Source organism: Microbulbifer sp. CnH-101-G (assembly GCF_052466775.1).
The window spans coordinates 2,501-16,183 of sequence record NZ_CP174292.1; the positions used below are offsets into that span (position 1 = coordinate 2,501).

Consider the following 13,683-nt stretch of genomic DNA (forward strand, 5'->3'; position numbering starts at 1 on the left):
ATATTGTGTGTCTCTCAAGCACACAATCCGGCGTTCAGGCCAATGATTTATTGTTGAGTCTGAATGTTAAAGTCGTTAGTAGTCGTTTGTGTTGTATGGTCAAGCGACTAAGCGTATACGGTGGATGCCTTGGCAGCTGGAGGCGATGAAGGACGTAGGAGCCTGCGAAAAGTCTAGGGGAGCTGGCACACAAGCTTTGATCCTAGAATGTCCGAATGGGGAAACCCACTCCTTTTAGGAGTATCCCTAACTGAATACATAGGTTAGGGAGGCGAACCCGGGGAACTGAAACATCTAAGTACCCGGAGGAAAAGAAATCAACCGAGATTCCCTGAGTAGCGGCGAGCGAAAGGGGATTAGCCCTTAAGCTCTTTATGTTTTAGTGGAAGGTTCTGGAAAGTACCGCGATACAGGGTGATAGCCCCGTACACGAAAAGGCATTTAGAGTGAAATCGAGTAGGTCGGGACACGTGTTATCTTGACTGAATATGGGGGGACCATCCTCCAAGGCTAAATACTCCCAGCTGACCGATAGTGAACCAGTACCGTGAGGGAAAGGCGAAAAGAACCCCGGAGAGGGGAGTGAAATAGAACCTGAAACCGTATACGTACAAGCAGTAGGAGCCCTTCGGGGTGACTGCGTACCTTTTGTATAATGGGTCAGCGACTTATTGTCTGTAGCAAGGTTAACCGCTTAGGGGAGCCGTAGAGAAATCGAGTCTTAATAGGGCGTTTAGTTGCAGGCAATAGACCCGAAACCCGGCGATCTATCCATGGGCAGGTTGAAGGTTGAGTAACATCAACTGGAGGACCGAACCCACTAATGTTGAAAAATTAGGGGATGACCTGTGGATCGGAGTGAAAGGCTAATCAAGCCGGGAGATAGCTGGTTCTCCTCGAAAGCTATTTAGGTAGCGCCTCGCGTCTCACCCTCGGGGGTAGAGCACTGTTTGGGCTAGGGGGTCATCCCGACTTACCAACCCCATGCAAACTCCGAATACCGAGGAGTGCAATCGCGGGAGACACACGGCGGGTGCTAACGTCCGTCGTGGAAAGGGAAACAACCCAGACCGCCAGCTAAGGTCCCAAATACCAGTTAAGTGGGAAACGATGTGGGAAGGCCCAGACAGCTAGGAGGTTGGCTTAGAAGCAGCCATCCTTTAAAGAAAGCGTAATAGCTCACTAGTCGAGTCGGCCTGCGCGGAAGATATACCGGGGCTAAAACTGGTAACCGAAGCTGCGGATGCTCTTAGGAGCATGGTAGAGGAGCGTTGTGTAAGCCGTTGAAGGTGGATCGGGAGGTCTGCTGGAGGTATCACAAGTGCGAATGCTGACATGAGTAACGACAAGGGAGGTGAAAAACCTCCCCGCCGGAAGACCAAGGGTTCCTGTCCAACGCTAATCGGGACAGGGTTAGTCGACCCCTAAGGCGAGGGCGAAAGCCGTAGTCGATGGGAAACAGGTTAATATTCCTGTACTCGCTATTACTGCGACGGAGTGACGGAGAAGGCTAGGCCAGCATGGCGATTGGTTGTCCATGTTTAAGGTTGTAGGCTGGGGACTTAGGCAAATCCGGGTCCCTAAGGCTGAGAACTGATGACGAAGCCCACTTAGTGGGTGAAGTGGTTGATGCCCTGCTTCCAGGAAAAACTTCTAAGCTTCAGGTAATAGTGAATCGTACTCTAAACCGACACAGGTGGTCAGGTAGAGAATACCAAGGCGCTTGAGAGAACTCTGGTGAAGGAACTAGGCAAAATGGTACCGTAACTTCGGGAGAAGGTACGCCGGTTTTGGTGATGGGACTTGCTCCCTAAGCTGAGGCCGGTCGAAGTGACCAGGTGGCTGCGACTGTTTATTAAAAACATAGCACTCTGCAAACTCGTAAGAGGACGTATAGGGTGTGACGCCTGCCCGGTGCCGGAAGGTTAATTGATGGGGTTAGCTTCGGCGAAGCTCTTGATCGAAGCCCCGGTAAACGGCGGCCGTAACTATAACGGTCCTAAGGTAGCGAAATTCCTTGTCGGGTAAGTTCCGACCTGCACGAATGGCGTAACGATGGCCACGCTGTCTCCACCAGAGACTCAGTGAAATTGAAATCGCTGTTAAGATGCAGTGTACCCGCGGCTAGACGGAAAGACCCCGTGAACCTTTACTACAGCTTTGCACTGAACTTTGAGCCTACTTGTGTAGGATAGGTGGGAGGCTTTGAAGCAGTAACGCTAGTTACTGTGGAGCCGTCCTTGAAATACCACCCTGGTATGTTTGAGGTTCTAACTCTGGTCCGTTATCCGGATCGAGGACAGTGTATGGTGGGTAGTTTGACTGGGGCGGTCTCCTCCCAAAGAGTAACGGAGGAGTACGAAGGTGCACTCAGCATGGTCGGAAATCATGCAATGAGCATAATGGTATAAGTGCGCTTGACTGCGAGTCAGACATGACGAGCAGGTACGAAAGTAGGTCATAGTGATCCGGTGGTTCTGTATGGAAGGGCCATCGCTCAACGGATAAAAGGTACTCCGGGGATAACAGGCTGATACCGCCCAAGAGTTCACATCGACGGCGGTGTTTGGCACCTCGATGTCGGCTCATCACATCCTGGGGCTGAAGCCGGTCCCAAGGGTATGGCTGTTCGCCATTTAAAGTGGTACGCGAGCTGGGTTTAGAACGTCGTGAGACAGTTCGGTCCCTATCTGCCGTGGGCGTTGGAGATTTGAGAAGAGTTGCTCCTAGTACGAGAGGACCGGAGTGAACGAACCTCTGGTGTTCCGGTTGTCACGCCAGTGGCATTGCCGGGTAGCTATGTTCGGACGGGATAACCGCTGAAAGCATCTAAGCGGGAAGCCTCCTTCAAGATAAGATCTCCCTGACTCCTTGAGAGTCCTAAAGGGCCGTGGAAGACTACCACGTTGATAGGCTGGATGTGGAAGCGCTGTGAGGCGTTGAGCTAACCAGTACTAATTGCCCGTGCGGCTTGACCATACAACAGAGATGGTTACTAACGACTAGCTAAGCTAGCGGATTGTGAGTTAGAGACATACAATCGCTTGCGGTGTATTACTACAGATTGTTTCACCGAATTATTTGGGTTGATTGTTAACTGAGAAAAACTCAGTGGCAAACGAACAGTCAAACGGCAGCGCAGGGCAAACGCCCATAAGACCAACGCCAACCCAAGCCAGTTTGCCTGACGACAATAGAGTTGTGGAACCACCTGATCCCTTGCCGAACTCAGAAGTGAAACGCAACATCGCCGATGGTAGTGTGGGGTCTCCCCATGTGAGAGTAGGTCATCGTCAGGCTTCTAATCCGAAAGGGCCACCCATTGGGTGGCCCTTTTTTTATGTGTGAAAAAATAGTTAATAAAAATAATAAAAACAGAAAATAAAAAAGAGCTGGAAGAAAAATGTGCTCTGGAGAAAAATAAAAACTCCGTTCAAACCCCAACCGAATTTTTACTCGCAATACTTCCGCCGAAAAATCCAGCTCGACAAAAACCCCAGAAAAATACAAAGTCTCTGAAAAAGTCCGAACGGCTTCCAGCCCTTTAAACAAAGCATTTTTCTCAATATTTACGTCAAGCAAAAAATAAGAAATACAGAAAAATACGCCACGTTATTTAATCCGCATCTCACATACCGCAAAAAAATCCTCCGAAATGAAAAAATGATATCCAGTACAAAAAAGTCATTGCACTAAAAAACTGACCAGAAATATCAATAAAAAGTTCGGTGATTTTTTGCACGTTTTGGTGAGCCTGAGCAACCACGGGCCCTGGCGCGGATATACCGCAGTTATGCACAAGTCTATCCAGACTTTCTGTGAGTAAAGCCAGCCTGTGGAAAGTGGATAAATGGCTGGTGTTTTTTTACCCGCTGAAAAGGGCCCCACGTAAACAGGGGCCTGAGCGTGGATATCCCGGAGTTATACACAGGTCTGTCCATGGATTCTGTTAGTAACAGCCTGTTAATAGAATTGTCACTATGGGGAAATAGAGATGGGCTGTTAGTTTGTGAATAACTTAGAAGTGGCACAAACATGGCAAAACAGCATAGGGAATTAAGATATAAAAAAGCCCCACGTAGTGGGGCATTTTCTTCTGCTTCGCGGAGCTAGTTTATTTTTCCGCCTTTACTGGCACTCGCCCGAAATTGCCCTCCATTTCGGTAGCCAGGAAGGACATCACTACCCAGGCTGCAACGTTTTGGCGTAGATTCTCAGGCTTTACCTTATCCAGAGTATCGTTGGGGGTATGGTGATAATCGAAGTAATCGGTGCCATCTTGGTATAGGCCGAAGGCGGGAACCCCTTCAGCTACAAATACACTGCTGTCTGGTCCGCCATAGGACTGGTTATTGCCGCGTTCAATACCAAGGGGCGCCAGTAGTTGCATCATTTGATCGGCAATATCGAACTTGTTCTCCGGCAAACGCGTATCAAAACGCCAGATCTTACCAGCGCCAAAATCAGACTCAGAGATGGCAATAATGTTATCCAGCTCGTGGCGGTGTGCATCTAGGTACTGCTTGGCACCAACCAGGCCTATTTCTTCGGCGCCAAAGAGAACTACGCGCAGGGTGCGGCGCGGGCGTACTGGGAGTTCTGCAATCAGACGAGCGGTTTCCATTACAATGGCGACACCGGCGCCATCATCCAGCGCGCCTGTGCCTTCGTCCCAAGAGTCCAAGTGTGCGCCAATAATCATGACCTCTTCAGGGGTCTCGCGACCGGTGATCTCACCGATTACATTAAATGAGGGGCCATCACTGTGACGCTGGTTGTCTATATCGAGCTTCACTTCCACGGGTTTGCCACGACTCAACATGGCCTCTAAGAGATTCGCATCTGGGGCGGACAGCGCCAGTGCGGGTACCGGGTTTTCGATATTGTCGATGGACATCATGCCGGTGTGAGCAAAGCGGTCAGAGTCAGTGCCCACGGAACGTAATAGTAGCGCTGCGGCGCCTTTCTCTGCAGCTGCGCGCATACCTTTACTGCGACCTTGCACAGCGGGGCCGTAGCCCTCTCCCGTACGCGCTTTTGCCATACGCTTATTGATAAAGGCAATTTTTCCCTTCACCTGTTTTGGTGAAGCCTCCAGCAAACTCTCTACATCGGGAAATTCGACGATCTCTGCAGTGAGGCCACCTTCGGGAGTTGCTACGCTGTAGCCCAAGGAAGAAACCACCAGCGGTTGTGGATAGGGGGAGATTACCTGGGCGTGCGCATGTCCTCGTGTCCAGCGGGGGACTTCGATTTGCTCTGTATAGACTCTGTCGAATCCCAGGGATTTCATTTTTTCCTGGGCCCAGGCCACTGCGCGCTCATCACCTTCGGTACCCGCGCGACGGGGTCCCACTTCCACGGTCAATGACTCAACGATGCTATAGGCATTCGAGGAAGCCAGGGCGCGATCGCGCAGCACTTCGGCCACAGATAGGTCTTCCTGAGCCAGTGGCTTTGCTTGGGCGATACTGATCGCTGCGGTTGCAATAAGACCCCCAGTAAGGGACAGCAATGGTTTAAACATACGTTTATCCTTGATTAACACTCGTTGACTCAAGATTTGATTATTTGTTAGGTGTATTGATCAGCAGCTTGCTGCGAATCTGGCGCAGCTGTTCCAGCCCCTTCTCGGTGAACAAATAGGGCGGGCTATCACTGGACTCGTGCTCTTCTATTTCCAGGCACTTGAGGCGCATCTTTTCCAGTTCTGGATCGTGGCGCATTGGAATTGCTACCAAAGCACGCCACTCACTTTCACTGGCTTGGCCGGTAATGGCATCTTCGAGGCCTTTGATAAAACTAGCTCTGTCCATTCGAAAGCGCGGGGTGCGCAGGTGCATTAAAGTCCAGATGACAATCACAAAAGCACAGAAGGACAGCAGCAAGGTAAGGAACAGGGTCACTTTTTACGGCTCCAGTAGCAATTTTATCGCGATGGCCAGGGTAACGAAAATAATCACAGGCTTAATTAATCTGGCCCCATGGGCGATAACCAGGTTTGATCCGAGCCTTGCACCGATAATCTGGGCGGCAGCCATTGTGATGCCCAGTATCAGGGAAAAGTGGCCGCCCAGCATAAATATCGCTAGTGACGTGATGTTGGTGGCTAATACTAGCGGTTTGGTCGATGCAGTGGCTTTGCGCATGTTGAAACCGAGTAGCCCGGCGAATGCCAGGGCATAGAATGCCCCCATACCGGGACCAAAAAAACCCCCATAAAAACCAATTCCACCACCGATTAGTAGGTTAAAGGGCCCTGAGCCCATTCTCGGCTGGGAGTCGATATCGGAAATTCGCGGTGAAAAAGAGAAATAGAGGGCGATGGCAATAATTAGTATCGGTAGGAGTGTTTCCAGTGTTTCAACTCCGAGTTTGGTGACTGCCCAGGTACCTAGGCAAGAGCCGATCACTGCAGCCACCAAGCCGGGCCACAGAGGCCTGAGTTGTAAGTGCCCTTTTTGGAAGTAGTTAAAACTGGATGAGAGAGTACCGAATACGGCCTGGAATTTATTGGTGCCTAGGGCATCCAGCGGCGGGAGGCCAGCCCATAAAAGTGCGGGCAGGGTAATCAGGCCGCCGCCACCGGAGATGGCGTTGATAAAGCCCGCGGCGAAAGCCACCGCGGTGAGTATCAGAAGTGTGGTGAATGTTAAATCGTTACTAAGTTCTATCACGGGAGGATTCACTGCCCTCCGAGGTATCGGTTTCCATATTGTGGTGGAAACCCTGGTACTTACTGAAGCGGTACTGGATTTCTCTCATATCTTCGTCCAGATTCCCAGTGGGCCAATAGAGCGAATCCAAACAAAAACGTTTGCGTGAAAAGTCCCAGGCGATTAGTAAAATAGGTACTTCCGCAGCGTAGGCGATTCGTAGGAAGCCGCTCTTCCACTTGGTGACTTTCTTTCGAGTGCCTTCCGGGGTGATACCCACCCACATTTTTTCATTTTTCCGATACTGTGTGGCAACCTGTTTGGCAATCCCCCCGGCGGAACCACGGTTGGTGGGCACGCCACCGAGCCACATAAAGAGCCCTTTAAATGGGAAGAAAAAGGCTTCTCTTTTCATCAGCCAGGAAATCTTCACGCGATAAGCCATGATAAAAGGCATGGCCACGATAAAATCCCAATTTGACGTGTGCGGAGCCAGGGCCACCATTACCTTTTTTTCAGCTGGAAAAGTACCCTCCAGTTTCCAGCCCATCAAGCGTATTATGATCTTGCCAATAGCGGCGGTGATGCTATTGCCGAGGCGGGGGATTTCTACAGGTAAATCAATTTGCTGACTCATTATCGGTATCTCAATCTACAGCTCATGCGTTCCGGGAGGAAATACTTCCTCCACGAATAATGCCGGTAAATTAGTGTTCGCGAGTTGCATAGAAGCGAATATCTGGATAACGCTCTTCAGCCAACTGCAAGTTCACCCGGGTGGGCGCCAGGTAGGTTAGGTGTCCACTGCCATCTATAGCGAGGTTGGTGCTCGCTTTGCGTTTAAAGTTTTCCAGTTCTTTGACGCTTTCGCTTTCCACCCAGCGAGCGGTATTCACATTTACATTTTCGTAAATGGCTTCCACCTTATATTCGTCCTTGAGGCGATAGGCGACCACTTCAAACTGCAGAACACCCACGGCACCAACGATAATGTCGTTGTTGTCCAGTGGGAAAAATACTTGAGTGGAGCCCTCCTCAGAAAGCTGCTGCAAGCCTTTTTGCAGTTGCTTTAATTTCAGTGGGTCTTTTAGGCGAATACGGCGGAATAACTCGGGGGCAAAATTGGGGATGCCGGTAAATTTTAGGGGCTCGCCTTCGGTAAAGGTGTCGCCGATCTGGATAGTGCCATGGTTGTGCAGGCCGATAATATCGCCGGCAATAGCCTCTTCCACATGGGTGCGATCGCCAGCCATAAATGTCACCGCGTCGGCAATTTTTACATCTTTACCGATGCGCACATGTTTCATTTTCATACCCCGGGTATAAGTGCCGGAACAAACGCGCATGAAGGCGATACGGTCGCGGTGCTTGGGGTCCATGTTGGCCTGGATCTTAAACACAAAACCAGAGAATTTTTCCTCGTTTGGTTCTACCTGGCGCTCCTGGGTAGCGCGAGACTGCGGGCCTGGCGCCCACTCGACAAATCCATCGAGCATTTCACGCACACCAAAATTTCCTAGGGCGGTGCCGAAAAATACTGGAGTGAGTTCACCAGCCAGATAAGCTTCCAGGTTGAACTCGTGGGTAGCGCCGCGCACCAGTTCAATTTCCTCGCGGATGTCTTCGGCGTATTCGCCAAGCAGTTCATCGGCTTCAACAGAGTCGAGCCCTCTGATCTGAATATCGTCGGGAATGGTGTGGCCCTGGCCTGGGGTGAATACATGGATGGTATCGGTGTAGAGGTTATAAACCCCTTTAAAGCTTTTGCCAGAACTGAGAGGCCAGTTGATCGGTGCGGCCTGGATGTTCAGGACTTCCTCAATTTCATCCATCACTTCGATGGGGTCGCGAATATCCCGGTCCAGTTTGTTGATGAACGAGAGAATCGGTGTGGTGCGCAGTCGGCACACATTCATCAGTTTGATGGTGCGGTCCTCGACGCCTTTGGCACCGTCGATCACCATCAATGCGGAGTCCACTGCGGTAAGTACCCGGTAGGTGTCTTCGGAGAAGTCCTCGTGTCCAGGTGTATCGAGTAGGTTAACCGTGCGCTCTTTGTAGGGAAACTGCATGACCGAAGAAGTAACCGAGATACCTCTCTCCTGCTCCATGGTCATCCAGTCGGAGCGCGCGTGGGGACCTTTTTTACCCTTTACCGAACCCGCCAGCTGAATGGCATTTCCGAATAAAAGTAGCTTTTCGGTCACGGTTGTTTTACCGGCGTCCGGGTGGGAAATGATAGCGAATGTTCTACGTCGTTGATATTGTTGAGAAAAATCTTTGTTCACTTAGATTTAACCTTATCTGTGTACGCCCCTGTGTACACATATTGAAATATACCCCAAGGCCGAATCTGAAAGGCCGCATTATAACAAATTGGCCTTTGGTTTTGCTTTTGGGTGGTGACTAGCGGATGGTATCCAGTCAGGCTTGCCGATGCCACTAGAGTCGTTCTTGGGGCAGCTTGGAATCTTAGCTGTGTACACGAGAGTGGCTCAATTGCGACTGACTGGCTTGATTTGGTCACGATTGATGGCTAGAAATAGATAGAGAGTTAGTCCCCCAGGCTTTATAAGCAAGAGTAGTTACCGCCTCTGTGGGGCTTCCTCTAGAAAAAATGGTAGGTAGCTATGTCCCTCACCCTCTTCCAAATCTAGTAAGGGGTCCTAACTTTGGGGGAGGGTGCGAACTTGCTTAGTTTAAATTAGAGAACTCTTCCCGAATAGCACAGCTTGATGCAGATTTGTAGGCATAACACGAGCAATGGAGCCATCATTGCTGCCGACTTTGAAAAAGTGAATACCAGAATCCATTTTCACGGATTGAGCACCACCTTGTCTCAAGGCGTTGTGCAATTCAGTTTTGGGAATTTTATGGTTCTTGGAAGCACTATATATGTAAAAGTTGACATCGCTAGTTACCCCTAGAATTTTTGCTGCCTCAATAATTGTATTGGTAACGCCTTTATACAACCCCTCATTAGCCTTGATTCGTGCGAGAGTATCCATTTCATTCTCGCCTTCGACATTAAGGTTTTTTACGTACACACTGTTGATAAAGTCAGCAGGTCTAGCGTTAAATCTCCAGCATGCGATTCTTACTGAATCCACCAAGTGCTGAACATTATTGGCATCAACACCGAAGACCCAAAGTTCTTTTTCATCGACAACTGCTGCGTCCTTTAGAGGTGTGCCTTTAGGGTGGAAAGGTGATATCCCTTTCTTGTATTTCGACTTCCACTGATCTAGCGTGTTGAAGGTTGTCCTTAACACAAATTCTCTAAATACTGAGCCATTTAGAATCAGGCTTACATCAGTTTTACAATCAAAATCGCCTTCAGCGATTGTCATAGCTCCTTTTGGCACGGCTTCCAGTCCTTGTGTAGATAGTCCATAGCTTCTTGAGAAATAAAGGTGCCCAGGCAAATTTCAGGCCCAATAGAAGCTTTCTCATAAGATTGATTGAGATCAAAAATATCGTCGGACCAGTCCCCTTTACTGTAATCCGTAACAGCATAAATCTCAGTAATATAAATTTTTTGTTCTGCAAGAGTGGCTTTTAATAATGTTAAAGCTTCTTCTTTAGATTTGGCCGGAACTACTGAACGGCCATAACTTATTTCGCATCCATCACTGGGCATAGAGCTATCTTCACGGTGCTCTACCTTAGCTTCAACGACCCAAAAAGTTGGCATTTTCTATTCCCTTTATAAATATATCGTCTTGAATCCCTCACCGATCAGGTAAAGGGGGTCTAAAGCTGCACATCAGTACCAGGGTCTCAGCTAGGAGACTTTTACACTAGTTTCTATAGCCATTATTGTTGACTTCGGAGCAGTATAAAGATGATTCCCCAGCCCCAGGGAATTGATTTTTGGGCCGCAGACCATGGCTGTCAAGTTAACGTACTTTCATGTATGCAGCGATGAGAGAATTTTGCTTTAAATTTCCACATTTTGGTCAACTAAAGTTCCCTATCATTACGCATAATTTACCAAAATTTTGGGCTTTTTAATTAATTCGTATGTGGTTCTGGAAAAGAATTTCTTTCAAGTTTTATTCATCTGAAGATTTTATAGTTTAAAGAGCAACAGCAATTGCATCAGTCATTGGTAGAGCAATGCCCCTTACCATGGTTTTCCCTTATAGTTACCGCCTATTTTCTGTGGTTAACGTTGTTACAGGGTTGGCTTCGAGTCATTGCAAATGAAGTTCTAAACCCGTTGTAGGCCATCTTATCGGTTCTATTTTTACGTGTGGTGCCATTGGTGATGATTTGTAGCTCTGGGAGGCTGCTGGGGTCCATCGGCACCCATATAGGGTGATGTATACTGCGAAATTGGTCTCTAAAACTGGGGCATATAAACCATTTCGGTGGTGTCAATGGGCGGAGCTGCCAGCGCGGCTGGCACTCCAGAACATCTTTTTGAATCAATTCGACTTTTCAGTCGAGTCAAGGTCATCACAAAGAGCAGCAGCTGGTCACTCGGCTGCATAGGTGGCTTGGGTGCTGGAAAACCATGGGGGAAGTATGAGTCAGGAACGATTACAGCTATTGCGGGAAGAGTTGCGGCGACAGGGCGTGGAGGCTTTTCTGGTTCCCCGGGCCGATGAGTATCAAAACGAGTATGTGCCTGCGGCAGATGAGCGTCTGGCCTGGATTACGGGCTTTACCGGATCAGCGGGTATGGCGGTGATTGGACTGGATAAAGCAGCCTTGTTTGTGGATGGCCGCTATACCCTGCAAGGGCAGCAGCAACTGGGGGATTTGCCGATCGCTCTGGAGGATCTGAATAATCAGGTCATCGCCAAGTGGGTGGGTGATCAGTTGAGCGCCGGGCAGTCGCTGGGTTTTGATCCTCGTCTACATACCGAGCCGGGGCTGGCGCTGTTGAGAGAATATCTGACTGAACGGGATATCGCCCTGAAGCCCCTGGAGCAGAACCCAATTGATGCGATTTGGCGGGATCGGCCGGCCTCTCCCAGCGGTCAAGCCTGCCCCCACCCCTATGTGTTTACCGGGGAGCACTCCAATGACAAGCGCCAGCGCATCGCGACGCTTTTGGCGGAAAAACGTGTAGACGCCTTGTGGCTACCAAACCCCGAGAGCTGCGCCTGGCTGTTTAATATCCGAGGTGACGATATTCCCCACTTGCCTGTGGCGCTTTCCAGCGGGGTGCTTTTTAGGGACGGCAGCGCAATTTTGTATCTGGCCGAGCAGGCGGTCGGCGAAGGGCTTCTGGAGCATCTAGAGCGGGAAGTGATGGTGGTGACTGAGAAGGGCCAACTGTTTGAAGGTTTGCGCCGCCGCCATGTAAATAGAATCTGGGTAGACCCTGCGATCAGTAACTGTTGGACTCTGCAGCAGCTGCGCGCCCTGGATTTACAGTTGCTGTTGGAGCGGGACCCGGTGACGCAGGCAAAGGCGTGCAAAAATGCCGTGGAGTTGGCAGGTTCCAGAGCGGCGCACGAGCGCGATGGTGCAGCGCTGTGTGAGTTCCTGGCTGAGTTGCCCACTGCGGTGGAAAAAGGGCTGGATGAACTTGCGGCGGTGAAGTTGCTGTATAGCAAGCGCGAGGAGCGGGAAGGCTTCCGCGGCAACAGCTTTGAGACAATTTCCGGTTACGGCCCCAATGGCGCCATAGTGCACTACCGGGTGAGCCCGGAGTCGAGCCTGAAAATGCCGGCAGAGGGGATTTACCTGTGTGATTCCGGTGCCCAATATCCCGATGGCACCACCGATGTCACCCGCACGGTGGCCTTGGGCGAAACCTCCACTCTTGCTCGAGAGCACTTTACTCGAGTGCTGAAGGGGCATATTGCTATTGCCACTCTACGCTTTCCGCAGGGCACCTGTGGAGAACAGATCGATGCGATTGCGCGCAGACCCCTTTGGGATGTGGGTTTGGACTATGCCCATGGAACAGGCCACGGTGTCGGCAGTTTTCTCAGTGTGCATGAGGGGCCGCAGCGTATCGGTAAAGCGATCACCAATACCCCGCTGCAACCGGGCATGATCCTCTCCAATGAGCCTGGTTTTTATCTCACTGGTCAATACGGTATCCGTATTGAAAATCTGGTGTTTGTAAAAGAGAGTACGGATTATCCTGGTTTTTTACAGTTTGAGGAGTTAACCCTGGTGCCGATTGACCGGGAGCTGATCGATATAGCGCTCCTTTCCTCCCAGGAGCGGGATTGGTTGAATCGCTATCACCAGCGTGTTCGGGAGGCCGTTACACCGCTGGTAAGTGAAAAAACCGCTTCCTGGTTACAGGCGGCCACCGAGGCATTGTAGTGCTATCGCTGGGAGCCTGGCTCCCAGCTTTTTTCAAAGTAAAGTGAGACGGTAATAATTACTGCACTTCAAATTTATACCCGGCTCCATAGACAGAATGGATTAATTCCTTATCCGGTAGCAAGGCCGCAATTTTCTTACGCACTTTTTTAATGTGGCTGTCGATGGTTCGATCGCTGATTACCCGGTAGTCCGAATAAATGCGATCCATAATTTGGTCGCGTGAGAAAATACGGCCGGGCTCACTATAGAGAAGCTCGAAAAGGTGAAACTCCAGTGCGGTTAAGCCTACATCCTGCCCTCCGATCAGCAACTGGCCGGTACTACACCTCAGTTGGATCTCCCCGTATCTCTGCTGCTCTGAACTGTGAGTGCGACGTAAAACGGCTTTGACTCGGGCCACAATTTCCCTGGGGCTATAGGGTTTGCATACATAATCGTCCGCGCCAACCTCTAAACCGCGCAAGCGGTCCGCCTCTTCAATTCTAGCGGTCAGCATAATGATCGGCACGTTGCTGTAGCGGCGGATTGCCGTGCAAATCTCCAGGCCGCTTTTCCCTGGTAACATCAGGTCCAGCAAAATCAGGTCTGGGGGCTGGGCGTCAACATGGGGGATGACTTCATTGCCATTGGTGAGTATATCGGCCTGGTAACCAGCTGCTTCAAGATAATCCAGCAGCAGGTTGGCCAGTTCTGTTTCATCTTCGACAATTAAAATCCTTGCAGCCATTAT

9 protein-coding genes and 2 rRNA genes are annotated in these 13,683 nt (G+C 50.2%); 3 read left to right on the forward strand and 8 right to left on the reverse strand.

The window, feature by feature from the left end:
* The first annotated feature begins 97 nt into the window (after positions 1-97).
* Positions 98-2,979: ribosomal RNA gene (locus ACJJID_RS00315) — 23S ribosomal RNA — on the forward strand.
* A gap of 204 nt (positions 2,980-3,183) precedes the next feature.
* A 5S ribosomal RNA gene (rrf, locus tag ACJJID_RS00320) occupies positions 3,184-3,299 on the forward strand.
* A gap of 815 nt (positions 3,300-4,114) precedes the next feature.
* Here rrf and ACJJID_RS00325 read toward each other — a convergent pair.
* From ACJJID_RS00325 to ACJJID_RS00355, 7 genes are all read right to left on the reverse strand, one after another.
* Complete coding sequence (locus ACJJID_RS00325) at positions 4,115-5,527, reverse strand: M20/M25/M40 family metallo-hydrolase (protein ID WP_444920998.1); 1,413 nt, start codon at positions 5,525-5,527, stop codon at positions 4,115-4,117.
* 40 nt (positions 5,528-5,567) lie between these two features.
* Entirely contained in the window at positions 5,568-5,906 is a 339-nt protein-coding gene (locus ACJJID_RS00330) for a hypothetical protein (RefSeq protein ID WP_444920999.1), read from the reverse strand.
* Positions 5,907-5,909: 3 nt separating this feature from the next.
* Positions 5,910-6,677 carry a TSUP family transporter gene (locus ACJJID_RS00335; protein ID WP_152451276.1) on the reverse strand — a complete coding sequence of 256 codons (768 nt, stop codon included), beginning with the start codon at positions 6,675-6,677 and terminating at the stop codon, positions 5,910-5,912.
* Positions 6,664-7,293: a 1-acyl-sn-glycerol-3-phosphate acyltransferase gene (locus ACJJID_RS00340; RefSeq protein ID WP_444921000.1), complete on the reverse strand. Its 630-nt coding sequence runs from the start codon at positions 7,291-7,293 to the stop codon at positions 6,664-6,666. Before ACJJID_RS00340 ends, ACJJID_RS00335 begins: the two co-directional genes overlap by 14 nt.
* Positions 7,294-7,363: 70 nt before the next feature.
* Entirely contained in the window at positions 7,364-8,944 is a 1,581-nt protein-coding gene (locus ACJJID_RS00345) for a peptide chain release factor 3 (protein ID WP_444921001.1), read from the reverse strand.
* Positions 8,945-9,355: 411 nt separating this feature from the next.
* Positions 9,356-10,021 (reverse strand): hypothetical protein, encoded by a 666-nt coding sequence (locus tag ACJJID_RS00350; RefSeq protein ID WP_444921002.1) that lies wholly within the window; start codon positions 10,019-10,021, stop codon positions 9,356-9,358.
* A complete protein-coding gene (locus ACJJID_RS00355) occupies positions 10,003-10,350 on the reverse strand; it encodes a hypothetical protein (protein WP_444921003.1) in 348 nt (115 codons plus the stop codon). Before ACJJID_RS00355 ends, ACJJID_RS00350 begins: the two co-directional genes overlap by 19 nt.
* 836 nt (positions 10,351-11,186) lie before the next feature.
* On the opposite strand from ACJJID_RS00355, the gene ACJJID_RS00360 reads away from it, so the two are divergent.
* Complete coding sequence (locus ACJJID_RS00360) at positions 11,187-12,950, forward strand: aminopeptidase P family protein (protein ID WP_444921004.1); 1,764 nt, start codon at positions 11,187-11,189, stop codon at positions 12,948-12,950.
* Between the two features lie 58 nt (positions 12,951-13,008).
* Here ACJJID_RS00360 and ACJJID_RS00365 read toward each other — a convergent pair whose 3' ends face one another.
* Complete coding sequence (locus tag ACJJID_RS00365; RefSeq protein WP_444921005.1) at positions 13,009-13,680, reverse strand: response regulator; 672 nt, start codon at positions 13,678-13,680, stop codon at positions 13,009-13,011.
* Positions 13,681-13,683: the final 3 nt, after the last annotated feature.

Bases quoted from the DNA above. Each gene is read 5' to 3' on its own strand.
- ACJJID_RS00325 (WP_444920998.1), bottom strand. From the start codon at position 5,527: ATGTTTAAACCATTGCTGTCCCTTACTGGGGGTCTTATTGCAACCGCA.
- ACJJID_RS00340 (WP_444921000.1), bottom strand. From the start codon at position 7,293: ATGAGTCAGCAAATTGATTTACCTGTAGAAATCCCCCGCCTCGGCAAT.
- ACJJID_RS00355 (WP_444921003.1), bottom strand. From the start codon at position 10,350: ATGCCAACTTTTTGGGTCGTTGAAGCTAAGGTAGAGCACCGTGAAGAT.
- ACJJID_RS00360 (WP_444921004.1), top strand. From the start codon at position 11,187: ATGAGTCAGGAACGATTACAGCTATTGCGGGAAGAGTTGCGGCGACAG.
- ACJJID_RS00365 (WP_444921005.1), bottom strand. From the start codon at position 13,680: ATGGCTGCAAGGATTTTAATTGTCGAAGATGAAACAGAACTGGCCAAC.